Origin of the sequence: Paradevosia shaoguanensis, from assembly GCF_016801025.1 — a bacterium.
Classification (GTDB): domain Bacteria; phylum Pseudomonadota; class Alphaproteobacteria; order Rhizobiales; family Devosiaceae; genus Paradevosia; species Paradevosia shaoguanensis.
The window spans coordinates 4085167-4105039 of record NZ_CP068983.1 but is presented as its reverse complement, the minus strand read 5'-3'; the positions used below and the strand labels follow the sequence as shown (position 1 = coordinate 4105039).

The 19873-nt window shown below is 64.8% G+C and carries 16 protein-coding genes; 7 read left to right on the top strand and 9 right to left on the bottom strand.

Annotated features, from left to right (window positions below):
• Positions 1-90: 90 nt before the first annotated feature.
• Positions 91-2199: an ATP-dependent DNA helicase RecG gene (gene recG, locus JNE37_RS19975; protein WP_246513379.1), complete on the bottom strand. Its 2109-nt coding sequence runs from the start codon at positions 2197-2199 to the stop codon at positions 91-93.
• 275 nt (positions 2200-2474) lie between these two features.
• Here recG and JNE37_RS19970 point away from each other — a divergent pair, with 275 nt between their 5' ends.
• The 3 genes from JNE37_RS19970 (at position 2475) to JNE37_RS19960 (ending at position 7157) form a co-directional block, all read left to right on the top strand.
• Positions 2475-2768: an FAD assembly factor SdhE gene (locus JNE37_RS19970; protein WP_203064561.1), complete on the top strand. Its 294-nt coding sequence runs from the start codon at positions 2475-2477 to the stop codon at positions 2766-2768.
• Entirely contained in the window at positions 2765-6262 is a 3498-nt protein-coding gene (gene mfd / locus JNE37_RS19965; RefSeq protein ID WP_203064560.1) for a transcription-repair coupling factor, read from the top strand. Before JNE37_RS19970 ends, mfd begins: the two co-directional genes overlap by 4 nt.
• 103 nt (positions 6263-6365) lie before the next feature.
• Positions 6366-7157: an invasion associated locus B family protein gene (locus JNE37_RS19960; protein ID WP_052014982.1), complete on the top strand. Its 792-nt coding sequence runs from the start codon at positions 6366-6368 to the stop codon at positions 7155-7157.
• Positions 7158-7406: 249 nt separating this feature from the next.
• Here JNE37_RS19960 and JNE37_RS19955 read toward each other — a convergent pair whose 3' ends face one another.
• From JNE37_RS19955 to JNE37_RS19945, 3 genes are read right to left on the bottom strand one after another with little or no spacing between them, the layout of a single operon-like run.
• The gene (locus tag JNE37_RS19955; RefSeq protein WP_203064559.1) at positions 7407-8594 is read right to left on the bottom strand and encodes an FAD-dependent monooxygenase; all 1188 of its coding nucleotides are present in this window, start codon (positions 8592-8594) and stop codon (positions 7407-7409) included.
• Positions 8591-9064: a DUF6691 family protein gene (locus JNE37_RS19950; RefSeq protein WP_203064558.1), complete on the bottom strand. Its 474-nt coding sequence runs from the start codon at positions 9062-9064 to the stop codon at positions 8591-8593. The genes JNE37_RS19955 and JNE37_RS19950 overlap by 4 nt, the downstream gene beginning before the upstream one ends.
• A 1-nt stretch (position 9065) precedes the next feature.
• Positions 9066-9521, bottom strand: a complete 456-nt coding sequence (locus JNE37_RS19945) for a YeeE/YedE family protein (RefSeq protein ID WP_203064557.1) — start codon at positions 9519-9521, stop codon at positions 9066-9068.
• A 203-nt stretch (positions 9522-9724) separates the two neighbouring features.
• Here JNE37_RS19945 and JNE37_RS19940 point away from each other — a divergent pair, with 203 nt between their 5' ends.
• Complete coding sequence (locus tag JNE37_RS19940) at positions 9725-10636, top strand: TerC family protein (RefSeq protein WP_203064556.1); 912 nt, start codon at positions 9725-9727, stop codon at positions 10634-10636.
• Between the two features lie 20 nt (positions 10637-10656).
• Complete coding sequence (locus tag JNE37_RS19935) at positions 10657-11628, top strand: quinone oxidoreductase family protein (protein WP_035029261.1); 972 nt, start codon at positions 10657-10659, stop codon at positions 11626-11628.
• 3 nt (positions 11629-11631) lie between these two features.
• Here the strand turns inward: JNE37_RS19935 and ctaD are convergent, their stop codons facing one another.
• The 4 genes from ctaD to JNE37_RS19915 all read right to left on the bottom strand — a co-directional run bounded on the left by ctaD (position 11632) and on the right by JNE37_RS19915 (position 17480).
• Positions 11632-13233, bottom strand: coding sequence for a cytochrome c oxidase subunit I (gene ctaD, locus JNE37_RS19930; RefSeq protein ID WP_203064555.1), 1602 nt, complete (start codon positions 13231-13233; stop codon positions 11632-11634).
• Positions 13234-13357: 124 nt separating this feature from the next.
• Entirely contained in the window at positions 13358-15424 is a 2067-nt protein-coding gene (locus JNE37_RS19925; protein ID WP_379125338.1) for an ATP-dependent helicase, read from the bottom strand.
• A gap of 79 nt (positions 15425-15503) precedes the next feature.
• Positions 15504-16661 carry a GGDEF domain-containing protein gene (locus tag JNE37_RS19920; protein WP_203064553.1) on the bottom strand — a complete coding sequence of 386 codons (1158 nt, stop codon included), beginning with the start codon at positions 16659-16661 and terminating at the stop codon, positions 15504-15506.
• Positions 16662-16829: 168 nt separating this feature from the next.
• Entirely contained in the window at positions 16830-17480 is a 651-nt protein-coding gene (locus JNE37_RS19915; RefSeq protein WP_182400356.1) for an ArsR/SmtB family transcription factor, read from the bottom strand.
• A 226-nt stretch (positions 17481-17706) separates the two neighbouring features.
• On the opposite strand from JNE37_RS19915, the gene JNE37_RS19910 reads away from it, so the two are divergent.
• Positions 17707-17958 carry a hypothetical protein gene (locus JNE37_RS19910; RefSeq protein ID WP_203064552.1) on the top strand — a complete coding sequence of 84 codons (252 nt, stop codon included), beginning with the start codon at positions 17707-17709 and terminating at the stop codon, positions 17956-17958.
• On the opposite strand, the gene JNE37_RS19905 is transcribed toward JNE37_RS19910, so the two are convergent.
• Complete coding sequence (locus tag JNE37_RS19905; RefSeq protein ID WP_203064551.1) at positions 17959-18411, bottom strand: winged helix-turn-helix transcriptional regulator; 453 nt, start codon at positions 18409-18411, stop codon at positions 17959-17961.
• 108 nt (positions 18412-18519) lie between these two features.
• Here JNE37_RS19905 and JNE37_RS19900 point away from each other — a divergent pair, with 108 nt between their 5' ends.
• Complete coding sequence (locus JNE37_RS19900) at positions 18520-19815, top strand: MFS transporter (protein WP_203064550.1); 1296 nt, start codon at positions 18520-18522, stop codon at positions 19813-19815.
• Positions 19816-19873: the final 58 nt, after the last annotated feature.

The following is a 19873-nucleotide window of genomic DNA, read 5'->3' as shown; positions in this document are numbered from 1 at the left end:
AGTGGAGACAGAAGGGCCCCGGCCCTTCGGCCGAGGAAGTTCCCGTGGCTGGAAGAAGTTTGAGGTGAGTGGGTGAGGAAGCTGCCCGCCTCACCCGGCGCGGATCAGTTGGATCGCGGTGTCTTTGCGGAAGAGGTAGAGCAGCGTCCTTAGCGCTTCGCCTTCTTCCCCGGTGAGGCCGGGATTGTTGGCGAGGGCGGCTTTGGCGTCGTCGTGGGCCCAGTCGAGCAGGTGCCGATGGGCGTCGGGGACGGCGAGGCGGTAGCCGGGCATGCCGGATTGGCGGGTGCCCAGAATGTCGCCCTGGCCGCGCAGTTCGAGGTCGCGTTCGGCGATGACGAAGCCGTCTTCGGTGCCCTTGATGGTGTCGAGGCGGGCGCGGGCGGTTTCCGAGAGGGGTTCCTTGTAGAGCAGCAGGCAGGCCGAGCGGTTGGAGCCGCGCCCGACGCGGCCGCGAAGCTGATGGAGCTGGGCGAGGCCGAAGCGCTCGGCATGCTCGATGATCATGATCGAGGCATTGGGGACGTCCACGCCCACTTCGATTACGGTGGTGGCGACGAGGATCTTGGTTTCGTTGCGGGCGAAACGATCCATCACCTCCTGCTTGGCAGCGGCGCTCATCTTGCCGTGGATGAGGGCGACCTGATCGCCGAAAACCTTCTTGAGCTCGGCGTAGCGGTCCTCGGCGGAGACGACGGCGAGGTGTTCGGATTCCTCGACCAGCGGGCAGACCCAGAACGCTTGCGCGCCCTCGGCGATGCGGGCTTTCAGGCGCGCGATGACGCGGGGATATTCGGAGATCGAGAGTACGGCGGTGTCGATGGGCTGCCGGCCGGCGGGCTTTTCGCGCAGGATCGAGACGGCCATGTCGCCGAAATGGGTGAGGACGAGGGTGCGCGGAATGGGCGTGGCGGTCATCACCAGGAGATCGGTGTGACGGCCCTTGTCCGAGAGGGCGAGGCGCTGATGGACGCCGAAGCGGTGCTGTTCGTCCACGACCGTGAGGCCGAGATCGGCAAACTCGACGCCGGACTGGAAGAGGGCGTGGGTGCCGACCGCGATGCTGGTGGCGCCGCTGGCGAGGCCGGCCAGCGCGGCGCGGCGCTCGGCGGCGGGCATCTTGCCGGTGAGGAGGACGATGCCGAGGCCGGCGGCATCGGCCAGGGGTTTCAGGGTCTTGTAATGCTGGGCCGCGAGCAGTTCGGTGGGGGCCATCAGCGAGGATTGGGCGCCCGATTCGGCGAGGGCGGCCATGGTCATGAGCGCCACGACGGTCTTGCCGGAACCGACATCGCCCTGCAGCAGGCGCGACATGCGGTCGGGCGAGGCCAGATCGTGCCGGATGTCCGCGATAGCCTGCTTCTGGCCGGCGGTGAGGGTGAAGGGCAGGGCGGCTTCGACGCGGGAAGTGATCTCGCCGGTAAAGGTGCGGGCGATGCCGCGCGCGGCGACGAGCTGGGTGCGGACCAGCTGCAGGGTGAGCTGGCCGGCGAGGTATTCGTCATAGGCGAGGCGCTGGCGGGCAGGGCCGGTGAGGTCACCATCCTCGGGGGATTCAGGCAGGTGGACCTTGTGCATGGCCGCCGAAAAGCCAGGCCACTTGAACCGCTCGCGGGTGACGGCAGGAATCCATTCCGGCAGTTCGGGGACGGTTTCGACGACCTGGCGGATGACCTTGGTGAGGGCCTTTGAGGAAAGGCCCTGCGTCAGCGGATAGACGGGCTCGACCAGCGGCAGCGTCGCAAACTTTTCGGGTTCGACGATGTAGTCGGGATGCGTGATCTGCTTTTCGCCGTTGAAGAAACCGACTTCGCCCGAGACGTAGCGCTCTTCGCCCACCGGCAGCGCCTTCTCGATCCAGCCGCCTTCGGAGCGGAAGAAAATGAGCTGGATGTCGCCGGTCTCGTCATGGGCGAGGACGCGGTGGGGAATGCCCTTGCGGCCGCGCGGAGGCACGATATGGCGGTCGATATGGAGCTTGAGCGTGACCGTGCCGCCGACCCAGGTATTGGCGACACCCACCATCTTGCGGCGGTCCACGACGCCCGAGGGCATGTGCATGAGCACGTCGAGCGCAATGGCTTCCTGCCCGTCCGGCGCGCCGAAGAAGCGGGTCAGCAGCGCAGACAGGTGCGGGCCCACGCCCTTGAGGGAGTGGAGCGAGCGAAACAGCGGATCGAGGGCTTGCGGTCTGGGCACGATTCTTCCTTGGGGGAAGGAGTAGAGGGTTTTGGGATGGGGGGGAAGCGGAGGGGCTTGGGGGCGGCTCACCCCCCTCCCAGCCTCCCCCGCAAGGGGGGAGGTGTTTCGATCCAGTTGCTGGGACACAAAGCGCTCAACAACCACGATAGGCACCTCCCCCCTTGCGGGGGAGGCCGGGAGGGGGGAGGAGGTCAGGCCCCCGCATCCAAACATGTGACAACCGCCTTCTTTGCGCGTAAAAGGGCCTCCCACATCATTGAGTTGACCCGATCATGGCTCTTCAAAACAGCGCCGGTGAAGACATTGGCATGCGCCGCCGTCGTATGCGCTATCGCGCCTGGCACCGTGGCACGCGCGAGATGGACCTGATCCTGGGCCCCTATGCCGATGCACATATCGAGGGGCTGGGCGAGGCCGAACTCGATCGGCTCGAAGTGCTTATGAGCGAGGAGGACACCGACCTCCTCATGTGGATCACGGGGCAGGAGCCGCCGCGCGCGGACGTGGATGCCGAATTGCTGGCCGTGCTGGCCGCATTCAACGACAAGAGGCTGGCGGGCATATGAGCGAGCACCCGGTACGCACCATTTCCAACGTACCGGACGGGATGCAGCCCATCGTGCTGGCCCGGCTGGTCGAAGAACGGCTCAAGGCTGATCCGGACGCTCCCGCGGCCGCGGTGTTCGTCGCGCGCGACGGGCGGCGGCTGCAGCGCATGGCCGAGACGCTGGCGCAGCTCATGCCGGGGCACCCGATCCTGACCGTGCCGGCCTGGGATTGCCTGCCTTACGACCGTGTTTCGCCCAATACCGTGACGATCGCCGACCGCATGAAGACGCTGGCGGCGCTGACCGATGGCTCGGCCAAGGGCGCGGTGATCCTCACGGCCGTGAACGCGCTGGTGCAGCGGCTGATCCCGCGCGCAGTCACTGCCGGCATGTCGTTCTCGGCGGCGGCCGGGAAGGTAGTCGATAGCGAAAAGCTGATCGCCTGGGCGGCCAACAACGGCTACCTGCGCGTACCGACGGTGCGCGAGGCGGGCGAGTATGCGGTGCGTGGCGGCATCGTGGACCTGTTCCCGGCCAGCCACGAAACCCCGCTGCGCTTCGATTTCTTCGGCTCCCAGCTCGAAACCATCCGCACCTTCGATCCCGACAGCCAGCGGACCACGGGCAATATCAAGGCGATCTCGCTCTCCCCGATGAGCGAAGTGGTGCTCAACGAGGACACCATCCGGCGCTTCCGCGGGAATTACACGGCCACCTTTGGCGGCAATACGGCCGACGATCCGCTCTATGCGGCGGTGAGCGCGGGTGCGCGCTATCCGGGCGTCGAGCACTGGCTGCCGTTCTTCTACGAGGAGATGAGCCGGCTCTCCGACTATACCGGCGACGCGCCGTTCATCTTCGACGACCAGGCCAAGGAAGCCTTCGCCGAGCGCCAGCAGCAGATCGCGGACTATCACGACGCCCGCGTCGAGGCGCGAAAGGCCCCGCCTGGTGCAACCTCCGGCGCGCCCTATAAGCCGATCGAGCCGGGACTGCTCTACGAGATGGAAGCGCCGGCTTACGCGCAGGCAGGCGCGAGCGTGGTGCAGTTCTCGCCCTTCGCGGCGCCGAGCGGCAGGAAGCAGGACGATGCCGGCGGGCGGCTGGCCCACAATTTCGCGGCGGAGCGGCAGGCGGCGGACGTCAACCTGTTCCAGGCCGTGGTGGACCTCCTCAAGAAGAACAGCCGCGACGGGCGGCGCACCATCATCGCCTGCTGGTCGAACGGCACGCGCGACCGCATGGCGCAGGTGCTCAACGACCACGGGCTCAAGCATCCTCGCATGGCCGAAAACTGGCGCGATGCGGAGACGACTTCGCCCAACGCCACGGCCCTCGTGGTGCTTGGGCTGGAAACGGGCTTCGAAACCGATGACCTGATGGTGCTCTCCGAGCAGGATATCCTGGGCGAGCGCATCCTGCGGCCGCAGCGCAAGAAGAAGGCCAGCGACGCCCTGACCGAGGCATCGAGCCTGGCGGCGGGCGATCTCGTGGTCCATGTCGACCACGGTATCGGCCGGTTCGTGGGGCTAAAAGTCATCGAGGCGGGCGGGGCGCCGCACGAATGCGTCGAGATCGAGTATGCGAAGGGCGACAAGCTCTACCTGCCGGTCGAAAACATCGAATTGCTGTCGCGCTACGGCTCGGAGGAGACCGGCGGCGAACTCGACCGGCTGGGCGGCGTCGCCTGGCAGGCCAAGAAGGGCCGGCTCAAGAAGCGCATCCGCGAAATGGCGGAGCAACTCATCAAGATCGCGGCGGCGCGCCAGCTCACCCGCTCCGAGCCGCTGTCGCTGCCGACCGGCGCTTACGAGGATTTCGCGGCCCGGTTCCCCTACGAGGAAACCGAGGACCAGCTCGTCGCCATCGAGTCGGTGCTGGACGACCTCACCTCGGGCCGCGTCATGGACCGGCTGGTCTGCGGCGACGTGGGTTTCGGCAAGACCGAAGTGGCGCTGCGCGCCGCCTTCGCCGTGGCGCTCTCGGGCAAGCAGGTGGCCGTGGTCGTGCCGACGACGCTGCTGGCCCGCCAGCACCTGCGCACCTTCAAGGAACGCTTCGCCGGCCTGCCGGTGCGCGTGGCCGGCGCTTCTCGCCTCATTCCCTCGGCCGAACTCAGGGCCACCAAGGAAGGCCTTGCCGACGGGCAGGTCGATATCGTGGTGGGCACGCACGCGCTCCTTTCCAAGAACATCAAGTTCAAGGATTTGGGGCTGCTCATCATCGACGAGGAGCAGCATTTCGGAGTGGGCCACAAGGAACGGCTCAAGGAACTCAAGGCCAACGTGCATGTGCTGACGCTGACGGCAACGCCGATTCCGCGCACGCTGCAACTGGCGCTGACCGGCGTGCGCGACCTGTCGCTGCTGGCGACGCCGCCGGTGGATCGTCTCGCCGTGCGTACGTTCGTGTCGCCCTTCGATCCGCTCTCGATCCGCGAGGCGCTGCTGCGTGAAAAGTATCGCGGCGGGCAGGCGTTCTACGTCGTGCCGCGCATCAAGGATCAGCCCGATATCGCCGAGTTCCTGAGCCAGCAGGTGCCGGAAGTGTCGTTCGTGGTGGCCAATGGCCAGATGGCGCCGGGCGAACTCGACGACATCATGAACGCCTTCTACGACGGCAAGTTCGACGTGCTGGTGGCGACCACCATCGTTGAGTCGGGCCTCGACATTCCGAACGCCAATACGCTGGTGGTGCACCGGGCCGACAATTTCGGCCTGGCGCAGCTCTACCAGATCCGTGGACGCATCGGGCGCTCCAAGCAGCGCGCCTACGCGCTGTTCACAGTGCCCCCGGACCGCAAGCTCACCGACACCGCCGAGCGGCGGCTTGGCGTGCTGCAATCGCTCGAGAGCCTCGGTGCAGGCTTCCAGCTCGCCAGCCATGACCTCGACATTCGCGGCGCGGGCAACCTGCTGGGCGAAGAGCAATCCGGCCATATCCGCGAAGTGGGCTACGAACTCTACCAGTCCATGCTGGAAGAGGCCGTGGCCTCGCTGCGCTCGGGCGAGGAGGAATATGAGGAAAAGGGCGAGTGGAGCCCGCAGATCTCCATCGGCATGCCGGTGATGATCCCCGAATATTACGTGCCCGACCTGCAGTTGCGCATGCAGCTCTATCGCCGGCTGGGCGATCTCGACGATGCACGGGAAATCGATGCCGCCGGCGCCGAACTCATCGACCGCTTCGGGCCGCTGCCCGAGGAGGTGGAAGCGCTGCTCAAGATCATCCTGGTCAAGTCACTCTGCCGTGCGGCGAATGTCGAAAAGGTCGATGCCGGCCCCAAGGGCGTGATCATCACTTTCCGCAACAACGAGTTCGCCGATCCGGCTGCTCTGGTGCGCATAGTTGCCGATCCGGGCCAGCAGGCTCGCGTGCGTCCCGATCAGAAAATCGTGTTCGCCCGCAATTGGCCAAATGCGGAGGCGAGACTCAAAGGTACCGCGGCTATACTCTCCCGGCTCGCCAAGCTGGCAGAGGGTAGCCGCGCTTCCGTCACAGTTGCCGGATAATGCTTTGGTTAATCGCTCCGGTCATGTTATTGCCCGAATTGCCCTTGAAGGGCACCAATCAGAAGGTGGCCCAAACCACCGCAAGAATTGCCAGGGAAACCCCATGAAGTTGAAAAATGCTCTCATCGCCGGTTTGGCGGCTACGGCCCTGATGTTGCCGTCTTATGCCGCCCTGGCCCAGGACAAGCCTGCCCCCGCCGCCCCGGCAGCAGAGCAGCCCGCAGCGCCCGCCGAAGGGCAGCAGCCGGCCGCGCCCGCAGCCAACAGCCAGGTCAATGAGCAGAACCAGCAGGCTGCCGCCGATCCCAATCGCGCGCCGGCCCAGAACTGGCTCAAGGTCTGCGACCCGATAGATGGCGGCAAGAAGGCCTGCATCATGCGCCAGGTGGTGCTGGCCAACGGCCAGTTCCTCGGTTCTTTCCTTCTGCGTGACGATCCGGGCCAGGAAAGCCGCCTGCTCGCCGTCGCCGCGGTGCCGCTTGGAGTCCTGCTCCCGTTCGGCCTGACCTGGCAGATCGACGGCGGCAAGCCGATCCGCGTGCCGTTCATGCTCTGCGATCCGCAGTCCTGCGCGACCCAGCTCGTGATCAACGAAGCCTACGTCAACAGCCTCAAGAAGGGCGGCAAGCTCAAGCTCACCGCCAAGAACCGCCAGAACCAGGATCTCACCATCGAGATCAACCTGGCCGGCTTCACCGCCGTCTATGATGGCGAAGCTGCCCTGACCTTCGACGAATTCCGCAAGGAACAGACCGGCGCCTCCGCCCTCGAGCAGCAGCTCCAGGATCGCGCCGAGCAGCTCCGCAAGGAACTCGACGCCGGCCAGACCCCGACTCAGCCGGGCGTCTCGACCCAGACCAACGTCCCGCCGGTCGACCCGAAGCCCGCTCAGTAAGAGCAAGCCCACGGCAAAATTCAGGGGCGCTCCTCAGGAGCGCCCCTTTTGCTTTTGGTCGGCATAATGAGGGTGTGGGACGCCTAGTGCCGGCAGCAGTGTTGCCGGCCCACTTCGATGCCCCGTTCTCTCCCCACCACTGAACTTCTCCGAGCGAAGGCCCCGGGGCCCATTGCCCGGCGCCGCTAGAGTGGAGATATCCGTGGGCCCCGGCTCTGCGGCCGGGGTTGGGGGCATTACGCCCAGCCCTCACCGATTCCCCATACCCATCTCAAACGCCTGCCGCCGCAACCCCGGCATCGACTTCAGCGCCCAGAGGCCCCCAGCCCGCAGCGCCTGCGCCGGCAGCATCTCTGCCAGCAGCGATCGGAACAGCGCATCCACGATCCCCGTAGTTCGCGCCAGATCCGGCGCCCGCCGCGCCGCGTAATCATCGCTGAGCCTCAACGCCCATCCGTTCGCGCCGACGTCCACCTCCGCCAGCGACGCCGCCAGGTCCGCCAGCGACGCCGCCAGGTCCGCCACGTCCCTCAGCCCCAGGTTCAACCCCTGCGCCCCGATCGGCGGAAACGCATGCGCGGCCTCGCCAACCAGCACGATCCCGTTTTTCCCCGCCTCGGTCACCGTCAGCGTCGAAAGCGGGAAGACATGCGTCGGCGTCGCCAGCGCGATGCTGCCGAAAAGGCGCATCGATTTCTTGAGGAACGTCTCGATCAGCGCCTCGTTGCCCGCCGCCCGCGCTTCATCGAGCACGGCGCGATCATCGATCCACACCAGGTTGGCCCGATTACCGCCCGCCGGCACCAGCGTGAACGGTCCCTGCGGGTAGTGGAACTCGACCGAGCAATTGCCGATAGGCCGGCCCAGCTCAAGATCGCAAACCAGCGCCGCCTGCGTAAAACCATTCTCCCGCGCCCGGAAATCGCCTTCCTCGCGAACGAGCGACTTCTTTCCGTCCGCGCCCACCAGCAGCTCCGCAACGAGTTGGGTGCCGTCCGAAAGCGTCAGCAGGTGCCCGTCGGCACCCGGCGCAAGTCCGGTCAGCGTGACCTCGCGTGTCACGAGATTCGGCAATTGCGCCGAAGCCTGGCTGAAAGCCTCGGTAAGCTTCACGTTCGGAAAATTCCACCCGAACGCCGGCAGTCCTGCCTCGACACAGTCGAAAAGCGTTTCGGGCGCGCGCAGCAGCCGATTGGTGGCATCGATGATGCGGATTTGCTTGAGCGGATGCCCGACATCGGCTGGCTCGGCGATCAGCCCAGCCTCCTGCAGATAGCGCACCGCCGGCATCATCAATGCGGAAGTCCGGCGATCCACTGGCCCCTTTGGCGCCAGATGCACGGTCGAGAGCCCCGCCTTGGCAGCCGCAACCGCCGCCGCTATTCCGGTAAGGCCTCCGCCGACTACTACCGCCTGTGCTCGCTGGATTTCCGTCATCTCGCCATGGCCAATCGTTTGTCGTGCCCCGAAGGGATCACATAGGCTCCGGCATAGGAGCCAACAAACATGGCCACAAGGAAAATCCACAGATTGTCAGGCATGAAGGCGATGAGCGCGATTGCCGGTCCCGGGCAGATGCCCGACATGCCCCAGCCGATCCCGAAAAGCGCCGCGCCGCCAACCAGCGGCGCATCGATCCGCTGGTACTCTGGCTCATGGAATTCGACGTCGAAGAGCGGCGCCTGCCGCCGCCGTCCGGTCCGAACGGCGATGAACATCACCGCAATGGCGGGGACGATGACGAATGCCAGGCTCGGGTCCCAGCCGCCGGTCGGAATGGCCGTCACATCCAGAAAGCGCAGTACTTTCAGCGGATTGACCATCTGCGAAACGTAGAGACCTGCGCCGAACAGCAGGCCGCTTGCGGCTGAGGTGAGGAGATAGGTCGGTTGCACGCTGGACTTCATCTCAAACAATTCCCGTAACCGCGACCGTGACCATGGCCACGACGAAGAACACCCCGACCGCCACGAACGAGCGTCGCGAAAGTCGCGCCAGCCCGCACACGCCGTGCCCTGACGTACACCCGTTTCCGATCTTGGTGCCGAACCCGGTGAGAAGTCCCGCCAGTGCGATCCAGACGACGGCGGGCAGGGGAGCATTGACCGGTGTTACCAACTGCGCTGGCGCACCACCCGGACCGCCTATGCCCAGCCCCGGGACGAGATAGGACGCAGCCAGGGTTCCGATCACGAGCGAGGCGAGGAAAACCAGCCGCCAGACCACGGTACGAGCCGGCGGCAGCAATTGACCGAAGATGCCAGAAATGCCGGCGATCCGCCCATTGCCGAGCCAGAGGACAGCGGCCGCCAGGCCGATCAATACGCCGCCTGCCGCGGCCGATATGGGGCTGAAGGATTCCATCGAAACGCGCGCCTTTCCTGCCAGTTTGCCGAAGGCTAGCACCCGTTCCGTCGCCCGGCCAGAAACCGGCCGGCCATGTCATGCCCTAGTTACACCCCGGGTAGAAAAAACCATCTGCTGGAAATTTCCTTTGGGGTGCTTCTTTCAAGCCGAAAAGTGCAACCCTAAATATAGCCATTCGTACCAACGGGATGGAGCCCTTGATGATCGAGCTGCTAACCGATCCGAATGCCTGGATCGCCCTTGCAACCCTAACCGTCATGGAGATCGTCCTCGGCATAGACAACATAGTCTTCATCTCCGTCCTGGTATCGCGCCTGCCCAAGGAGCAGGCTGATCGCGCCAGGAAGCTTGGTCTATCCCTGGCGCTCATCTTCCGCATTCTCCTGCTTCTCGTTATTTCCTGGATCATCGGCCTTACCCAGCCGGTCATTTCCGCTTTCGGCTTCGAGCTGTCCTGGAAGGACATCATCCTTCTCGGCGGCGGTCTCTTCCTCATCTACAAGGCCACGCACGAGATGCACGCCGAGATCGAGGAGCCGCACGAGCCCACGATCGCCCAGGCTGCCAAGGCCGGTTTTTCGGCCATCATCGCCCAGATCATCGCCATCGACCTGGTGTTCTCGATCGACTCGATCGTGACTGCCGTCGGCATGGCCGAGCATGTCGAGGTCATGATCGCCGCCGTCATCATCGCCGTCGGCGTGATGTTCGTGGCCTCGGGCCCCGTGGCTCGCTTCGTGGCCGAACACCCGACCACCAAGATGCTGGCGCTCGCCTTCCTGCTGCTCATCGGCGTGTCGCTGGTGGCCGATGGTCTCGGCTTCCACATTCCCAAGGGCTACATCTACTCGGCCATGGCCTTCTCGGTCCTCGTCGAGGCAGTCAACATCTTCGCCCGCAAGCGCAAGTCCTCCCGCGTTCGCCTGGCGGCGGCCGCGACAATCCCCGGCGCTCATCTGGACGCCAGGGAGCTGGGCGAGGTAGAGGCTGGGAATGGCCACGCCGTCGCACAGGCGGAATCTGCCGCAGCGGCCAGGCCCAAATCCACGCCGGCCTCCCGCGCGCAGTCGCGGCCGAAGTCGGCGCCGCGCAAGCCGAAGACGACACGTTGACCTGAGGGGGAATTGACGAGATGAGCAAGGCGATCATCGTGCGCACCACCGGTGGACCGGAGGTGCTCAAGCTGGAAGATCGTGAGGTCGGCGAACCCGGCCCCGGTCAGATCCGGATCCGCCAGCACGCGATCGGGCTCAATTTCGTCGATACCTACCAGCGCTCCGGCCTCTATCCGCGCGACCTGCCTTTCGTCGCCGGCAACGAGGCTGCCGGCGAGGTCACGGCCGTCGGAGCCGAGGTCACCGATTTCAGGGTAGGCGACCGCGTCGCCTACCAGGGTGACCCCGGCGCCTATGCCGAAGAGCGCCTCATCTTCGCCAATCGGGTGGCGCCGCTGCCCGACGGCATCGACTACGAAACCGCCGCGGCCATCGGCCTCAAGGGCGCGACGGCTTACTACCTGCTGTTCCTGACCCACAAGGTCGAGCCCGGCCAGACGATCCTCTTCCAGGCTGCCGCCGGTGGCCTGGGCCTCATCGCCTGCCAATGGGCCCACGCCCTGGGCGCACGCGTCATCGGCACCGCCGGTTCGGACGAGAAGGTGGCTCTCGCCAGGGCCAATGGCTGCGACGAGGTCATCAACTACCGCACCGAAGACTTTGTCGATCGCGTTCGCCAGCTGACGAACGGGCAGGGCGTGGATGTCGTCTACGACGGGGTCGGCAAGGATACCTTCGTGGGCGGCCTCGACTGCCTCAAGCCGCGTGGACTGATGGTAAGCCTGGGCAATGCCTCGGGCCCCGTCTCGATTCCCAATCTGGGCATCCTCTCGACCAAGGGCTCGCTCTACGTCACGCGCCCCACCGGCGGCACCTATTGGCGCAAGACCGAGGATTATCGGGCTGGCCTTGCCGCCGTCTACCAGGCGGTACTCGATGGCACGATCAAGGTATCGATCAATCACCGCTTCGCGCTGGCCGACGCCGCCGAGGCACATCGTGCGCTCGAAGGGCGTCGGACCACGGGTTCGGTCATTCTCCTGCCGTAGCGGCTAGCTCTGCCGCGCCGTGACGCGGGGCAGGGTATCGTACTGGTGCACGGGTGGCGGCGAACTCAGTGTCCACTCGAGCGTCGTGGCGCCTTCGCCCCACGGATTGTCGCCTGCCGGGCGCTTCCGCGCATAGGCATCGATCACGGTGACGACGAACACCACCAGCCCCGCCGCCGAAATGTAGGCGCCGATGGACGAAACCATGTTCCACAACGCATAGGCGTCCGGATAGTCGACATACCGGCGCGGCATGCCCGCCAGCCCCAGGAAGTGCTGGGGGAAGAACACGATGTTGACGCCCACGAACATCAGCCAGAAATGCGCCTGCGCCAGCCGCTCGTTGTAGAGGTAGCCGCTCATCTTGGGGAACCAGTAATAGAACCCCGCAAAGATCGCGAAGGCCGAGCCAAGCGACAGCACATAGTGGAAATGCGCGATGATGTAATAGGTGTCGTGGAGCACATGGTCGATGCCCGCACCGGCCGCCACCACGCCCGTGACCCCACCGATCGTGAACAGCAGAATGAAGCCGAGCGCCCACAGCATAGGCGCGCGGAACGAGATTGACCCGCCCCACATCGTCGCCAGCCAGGAGAATACCTTCACGCCCGTAGGCACCGCGATGACCATCGAAGCGGCCATGAAATAGCTCTGCACGTCGCGCGAGAGCCCCACGGTGAACATGTGGTGGGCCCAGACCAGGAACCCGATCACCCCGATCGCGATCAAGGCATAGACCATGCCCATATAGCCGAAGACCGGCTTGCGCGAGAACGTGGCCACCACCTGGCTGACGATGCCGAAGGCCGGCAGGATCATGATGTAGACCTCCGGATGCCCGAAGAACCAGAAGAGATGCTGGTAGAGGATCGGGTCACCGCCCCCTTCGGGCGCGAAGAACGTCGTGCCGAAATTGCGGTCGGTCAGCAGCATGGTCACCGCCCCCGCCAGCACCGGCAGCGCGAAAAGCAGCATGAAGGCGGTCACCAGCATCGCCCAGGCGAAGAGCGGCATGCGATGCATGGTCATGCCTGGCGCGCGCATGTTGAGGATCGTGGTGATGAAGTTGATCGCCCCGAGAATGGACGAGGCGCCCGAGAGGTGCACCGAAAGGATCACGAAATCCACTGCCGGCCCCGGCTGTCCCACGGTCGAGAAGGGCGGGTAGAGCGTCCAGCCGCCACTATGGCCGGTCGAGCCCGACGGCCCCTCGACGAAGAACGAGATGCCAAAGAGCCCCAGCGAAGCCACCAGCAGCCAGAACGAGATGTTGTTGAGCCGCGGAAACGCCATGTCCGGCGCGCCGATGAGGATCGGCACGAACCAGTTGCCGAACCCGCCGATCAGCGCAGGCATCAGCACGAAGAAGATCATGATGAGCCCGTGCCCGGAGACGACGGCATTGTAGAGATCGGTGTTGTGGAAGAGCTGCAGCCCGGGTTGCTGTAATTCGTATCGGATCAGAAGCGAGAATATCGTGCCGACGAGCCCGGCCAGCACCGAGAAAACGAGATAAAGGGTGCCGATGTCCTTGTGATTGGTCGAGAACAGCCAGCGGCGAATGAAGGGGCGTCCGAGAAGAGTCGGAGCAGTTGCGTCCATTTGGGCCTCCGAAAGCCGAAACGGTGGCCGCGAAACGCAGCCATCTTCGGAACCGAGGCGATGATAGGAAGCTGTTTTACATTCAACAAACGAATTTAATCGCTGGATTACTGCAGAAATATTGCTACTTGACCCACATGGCCCGCATCTGCGCGGTGATGTCGAGCTTGGGGATCTGCGGCGAAAGGCCCTCGATATGGGCTGGCTTGACCGCCGGCCACATCACGTTGTCGAAGAATTCAAGCAAAGCCTTCGGAATGAAGCGGGTCCGCGAAGCATAGACATGCCGATCGCCATAGGCCGATTGCTGCGCCACGAAGAACTTCTGCGGCACGATGAGATGCAGGCGGTCCTTGGCCCGCGTCATCGCCACGTAGAGCAGCCGCCGCTCCTCTTCGAGCTCATGGGTCGAGCCCGTCCCGAGGTCCGAGGGGATGCCGCCATCCACGACATTGAGCACATGCACCGACTTCCATTCCTGGCCCTTGGCCGAATGGATGGTCGAGAGAATGAGATAATCCTCGTCGAGATGCGGAACGCCCGCCTGGTCGCTCGTCGCGTCCGGCGGATCGAGCGTCAGCTCCGTGAGAAATCGTTCGCGCGAGGGATAGCCGGCCGCTATCTGCTCAAGCTGGAGCAGGTCGGCATGCCGTACCTGCGCATCCTCGTACGACGCCTCCAGCAGCGGCTCATACCAGAGACGCGCGCGGTACAGGTCGCTCGGCCAGCCTGACCTGGCGCGCAGATGCCCGGCAACCTCCAGCAGCCCATCCCAATGCTCGGAAGCGCGGGGCGGGGCAGGGAGCGCCAGGAGATGCGCCACCGGATCTTCGGCCTCCGCCATCGCATCGAGTACGCGCCCGGCCGAAGCCGGCCCGATCCCCGGCAGAAGCTGCAGCACCCGAAACCCTGCCACGCGATCACGCGGATTTTCCACCCAGCGCAGCAGCGCCAGCATATCCTTGATATGTGCGGCGTCGAGAAACTTGAGCCCGCCGAACTTGACGAAGGGGATATTTCGCCGCGTCAGCTCTATCTCCAGCGGCCCCGAGTGGCTCGACGTCCTGAACAGCACCGCCTGCTGCTTGAGCACAGTCCCGCCTTCGCGATCCTCGAGCACGCGCTCGACCACATACCGCGCCTGGTCCGCTTCGTCCTTGACCGTCACCAGTTGCGGCTTGTCGTTGGAAAGCCGTTCCGTCCAGAGGTTCTTGGTGAACCGCTCGGCCGCGAGGCCGATCACCGCATTGGCCGCCGACAGGATCGGCTGCGTCGAGCGATAGTTCCGATCGAGCGTGATCACCGACGCCGGCGGCTGGAACTGTGCGGGAAAATCGAGAATGTTCCGCACCGTCGCCGCGCGGAACGAATAGATCGACTGCGCATCGTCGCCCACCACGGTCATGCCCTGGCCGGCCGGCTTGAGACCCAGCAGGATTGCCGCCTGCAGCCGATTGGTGTCCTGGTACTCGTCGACCAGCACATGATCGAAACGTCCGGCCACTTCGGCGGCGATCGCCGCATTGCTCATCGCCCCGGCCCAATAGAGCAGCAGGTCGTCGTAATCGAGCACGTTCTGCCGCTGCTTGGCCTCGACATAGGCGCCGAAGAGCGTCCGCAATTGCTGCTCCCACATGGCGCACCAGGGGAATGCAGTCTTCAGCACCTCGTCGAGATCGGTCTGCGCATTGACGGCGCGCGAATAGATGGAAAGGCAGGTGCCCTTCGTCGGAAACCGCGACTTGCTCTCCGAAAGGCCCAGCTCATGCCGCACGAGATTGAGCAGGTCCGCCGAGTCCTCGCGGTCATGAATGGTGAATTCCGGGCTGAGCCCGATATGCGGCGCCAGCTCCCGCAGGATACGCGCGCCCATGCCGTGGAACGTCCCCGCCCAGGTCAGCGCATCGGCCACCACGCCCGATCCTGTCCCCATCACCTTGCCGGCAATCCGCTCCACCCGCTTGCTCATTTCCGCCGCGGCCCGCCGCGAAAACGTCATGAGCAGGATGCGCCGCGGGTCGGCCCCGTTGACGATGAGATGCGCCACGCGGTGCGCCAGTGTATTGGTCTTGCCCGATCCGGCGCCGGCGATCACCAGCAGCGGCCCCGCAGAGGCGCCTTCACCCACGCCGAACTCGACAGCCCGGCGCTGCTCGGCATTGAGTGAATCGAGATAGGCGGGCGCAGCGATCACGGGGCGAATCGGAAAAGGGACGGTGATCCGTCCAATAGGCATGTTTCGCGTTTTGTTCGCAAGCGGCCCCGTCGGCTCAGGCCGCGAGCTTCACGCGATTGCGTCCTTCCGCCTTGGCCACATAAAGCGCGTCATCGGCCCGCCGCAACACGGTCTCGAACGTATCGTCCTCCGCCCGAAACACCGCGACGCCAGCCGAAATCGTGATCCGGATCCGTCGCGAGTCATCGAAATGCCCATCCTCGACCGCCGCCCGGATACGCTCCACGGCCGCAAAAGCCTCATTCGTGGCCAGGTCATCGAGCAGCGCCACGAACTCCTCGCCGCCCGTCCGCGCCACCACGTCAAGCTCTCGCGCCGCCCCGCGCAGCCGCGCCGCCACATGCACCAGCGCCTGGTCGCCGACGTCATGCCCATGCGCATCGTTGATGCTCTTGAACCCATCCACGTCGAGTACCGCCACCGCAAAGCCGCGTCCCAGCCGCCGCGCACGGTCGTAATGCGCCTTCCCGGCCTCCGCGAGCGTCCGCCTATTGGGTAGCTCAGTGAGATAGTCGGTCGAAGCCGCCACCTGCAATTGCCGGCGCAGGCGCTCGGTGCACATGAGGATGAACGCAGTCGTCCCGATGATCGGCAGCAGCGGCAGCAGGAGGGGCGAGAGCGGGTTCAGCCAGTTGTCGTTGGTGACCAGTGCATAGTTCGCATCGACATTGGAGATCTGGTAGCCGACGGCGCGGATCACGACGCACGCGATGGCAAAGGCGAAAATCCCCGTCAGCATCCTGCGGCTGACCGAGGTCGCTTCCTGGCTCCTCCTGGTCAGTTCGTAGAGGCTGCCGCCCATGAGGGCGAGCCAGACCACGGCCATCCCTACCACGCGAATCTTGAAATCGGGATAGACCGCCGAGAAGACCAGCACCCACAGCATCGCGGCCACCGGCAGCAAGACCAGCAAAGGCGGCACCGTCCGTCCATGGAAGAGCCGCAGGCTGCAATAATAGCCGTAGAGCCCAAGCACGAGGAGGCTGTTGGCCGCCGTCACCATGACTGGGGCCGGCAGCAGCGTCCCATAGGCGAAGACCAGGCAGCCGAGCGCAATCATCAGCGTGGCGATCTGCCAGTAGATCGCCGCCGGACGCAGCGAGCGCGGCAGGGAAGAGGTGGTAACGCCAAGGGCAAGCCCGTTCGCAAGCATCACCAGCGAGACGGTTACAAAAACTGAGGGTGTGTCCATTCTGATCACGCCAGGCCAGCTTGCGATTTCTATCGGGCTGCCGGCACTCCCTCCTCGGTCTAGAAGTGAGCGGAGTATCCTATGCGCTTTGTAAACCTTGCGTTTTCATCCGGGGACAAAAAAGCGTTCCCGCAATCGTCGTCGACAAAAAGTTTACGCGACGCCCTATCAGACCTCGACAGCCAGTCCCGCAGCCTTCCAATCAGGAAACCCCGCCACGAGGCGCCGAACCTGAAACCCGTTATCCGTCAGTAGCTTCTCGGCTGTCTTTGACAGAATGCAATAAGGTCCGCGGCAATAGGCGACGACTTCCTGCCCGGGCGGCAACTCCGACAGCCGCTCGGCCAATTCGCCGGTCGGCACATTCAGCGCGCCCGGCAGGTGCCCCAGCGCATACTCCTCCGCCGGCCGAACATCGAGCAGCGTCACCGCGCCGGACCGCAGCAGCTCGAGCAATTCATCGCGGGAAATCGCCGTGTGCTCCCCGTTGCGCGGATCGGCAATCAGCTCGCGAATCTCGGCCTGCCCATGCGCGGCATAGCCCCTCAGCGCCGCCAATATGGCCTCGATCGGCCCGCCGCCCAGCCGGTAGAGCACGCGCTTCCCATCACGTCGGCTTTCCACGAACCCACCGCGCCGCAGGTGCTGCAAGTGCTGGGACGTATTGGCAACCGACAGCTGCGTCAGCTCGGCCAGCCGTTCCACCGACCGCTCGCCCTGCGCGATATGGTCGAGCAGCAGCAGGCGGTGCGCATGGCCCAGTGTGCGGGCAATGTCGGCAAGTTCGGAGAGTTGAAGAATATAGGGATCTGTCGCCATTCCCCGCAGAATAGCATCGGACAATCGATCAAGTAAAATCTTGAATGTTTTGCTCGAACCAGCGGCCGCCTGAGAAAATGCGGCCAGAACAGCGGGTCGCGCCGCACGCGCCTTCCCATTCCGCGCCTATCGACCGAATGATCACATCTGCCTGAGCTAGTCCGCTTGCACTAGTGCTGCGCGCTTTCGCCGGGAGCTACGATCCAGCCCTCCCAAGGAGGCTGAAATGAACCGCATCATCGCCCTTGCCCTGGCCGCCGGCCTTGTCTGCACTCCGGCCGTCGCCGCGCCCCCATCGCCCGAGACCAATTGGGGCCAGCAGGTGAAGGCCGCGAACCAGGCGAACGCCTATCCCGATGGCACCAACCGCGGCGCCTATGTCCGCGCGCAGGCACGCGACAATGAAGGCCCTGGCTACGGCTACGAAATCCAGACCCTGGCACCCATCGGCAACCAGCCCGCGCCGCACAAGCCGTAGCTATTCCGGTTCCTGCACTTTGAGGATCACCGTCTCATCGGGCCCGATGGGCTGGCCGTCCTGCGTACAGACCTCCAGCCGGATCGGCTGACCCGTCGCCCGCTCGAGTAGCATCGAATGCTCCTCCTCGGGCGAGAAGAGGTGAAGTTCGCCGAACTGCCTGAGTGCGACGATAACCGGGAAGAGATCCTTCCCCTTCGCAGTGAGCTGATATTCCATCCGCGCACCGCCCTCGCTGGCCGGTACGGCCTGCAGGATTCCGCTCTCGGTCAGCCTTCGCAGGCGCTCGGTCAGGATGTTCTTGGCAATGCCGAGGCTCTTCTGGAACGCGCCGAAACGCGTCAGCCCGTCAAAGGCATCGCGCACGATCAGCAGCGACCACCAATCCCCGATCACGTCGAGCGCCCGCGCACTCGGGCAATAGTCCTGCCTAAGGCTCTTTCGCGCGACCACCGCTGACTCCTTGCTCGCTTCGCCATCAAATGATGGTTGCATTATTAAACCAATCAGGCTACCTGATTGATGGTTTCGTTATTAAACCAAACCGATCTGGAGCTTGCAATGTTTTTGACCAATTCGCGGCGCCCGCAGGCGCCACGAACAAATGCGCTCGCGCCCGAATCCGCCGCCGATGCGCCGCCTCCGCTCACCCGCGCCAGGATTTTTCTCTTTGCCCTGGCCAGCGGCCTGGCAGTCGCCAACGTCTACTTCGCCCATCCGCTTCTCGACGTGATGGCCGACGATCTCGGGTTGTCCCGCGCCACGGCCGGCCTCATCGTCGGCATCACCCAGATAGGCTACGGCCTGGGTCTCATCCTGCTGGTGCCGCTCGGAGACCTCGTCGATCGACGCAAACTCATCGTCGCCCAGTCGCTCCTGTCCGTCATCGCGCTGATCAGCGTTGGCCTTTCGACGTCCGCGACCATGCTCCTGGTATCCATGGCCGTCGTCGGTCTCCTCGCCGTCGTCACCCAGGCCCTGGTCGCCTACGCCGCCAGCCTCGCACGACCATCCGAGCGCGGTAACGTCGTCGGCATGGTCACCGGCGGCATCGTGCTGGGCATCCTTCTCGCCCGAAGCGTTGCCGGTATCGTGACTGATCTCTCAGGATGGCGCGCCGTCTACATCGTCTCCGCCATACTCACTTCCGCGGTCGCCCTGTTGCTCTGGCGCGCGCTCCCGCGACAGCAAAAGCCGCGGACCGGGCTCTCCTATCCGGGCCTCATCAAGTCCCTCGGAACCCTCTTCATCCAAGAACCGGTGCTCCGCATCCGTGCCATCATCGCCATGCTGATATTTGCCAACATCACCACTTTGCTGGCGCCGCTGGTTCTTCCCTTGAGCGCGCCGCCATTCTCCCTTTCGCACACCGAAATCGGTCTCTTCGGCTTTGCCGGGGCAGCCGGTGCGCTGGCCGCCATGCGGGCAGGGCGGTGGACCGACGCGGGATACGGCCAGCGCACGACCGGCATCGCGCTCGTGCTCATGCTGGTCGCCTGGTTGCCGATTGCGCTGCTGCACCACTCGATCCTGTGGCTGATCGCGGGTGTGCTGATCATCGATTTCGGATTGCAGGCCACCCACGTCACCAACCAGGCCATGATCTACCGCGTGAGGCCGGAAGCCCAGAGCCGCCTGACGGCCGCCTACATGGTGTTCTATTCGATCGGCAGCGCGCTCGGCTCCTCGACTTCCACCATCATCTACGCCGCAGCCGGATGGACCGGCGTCTGCGTCGCCGGCGCCGGCATCAGCCTCGTGACCATCGCCTTCTGGGCATTGACCCTCAAGTCCACGCCCGCCGCGGCGACCCGAAGGATGCACGGCCGGGCCGAAGTTCAGGAGCTCGCTGCCTAGCGCAGTGTTCCCGTCAGCGCGTTCCCGCAGCATGGCGGCAACTCTTTGCCGCCATGCC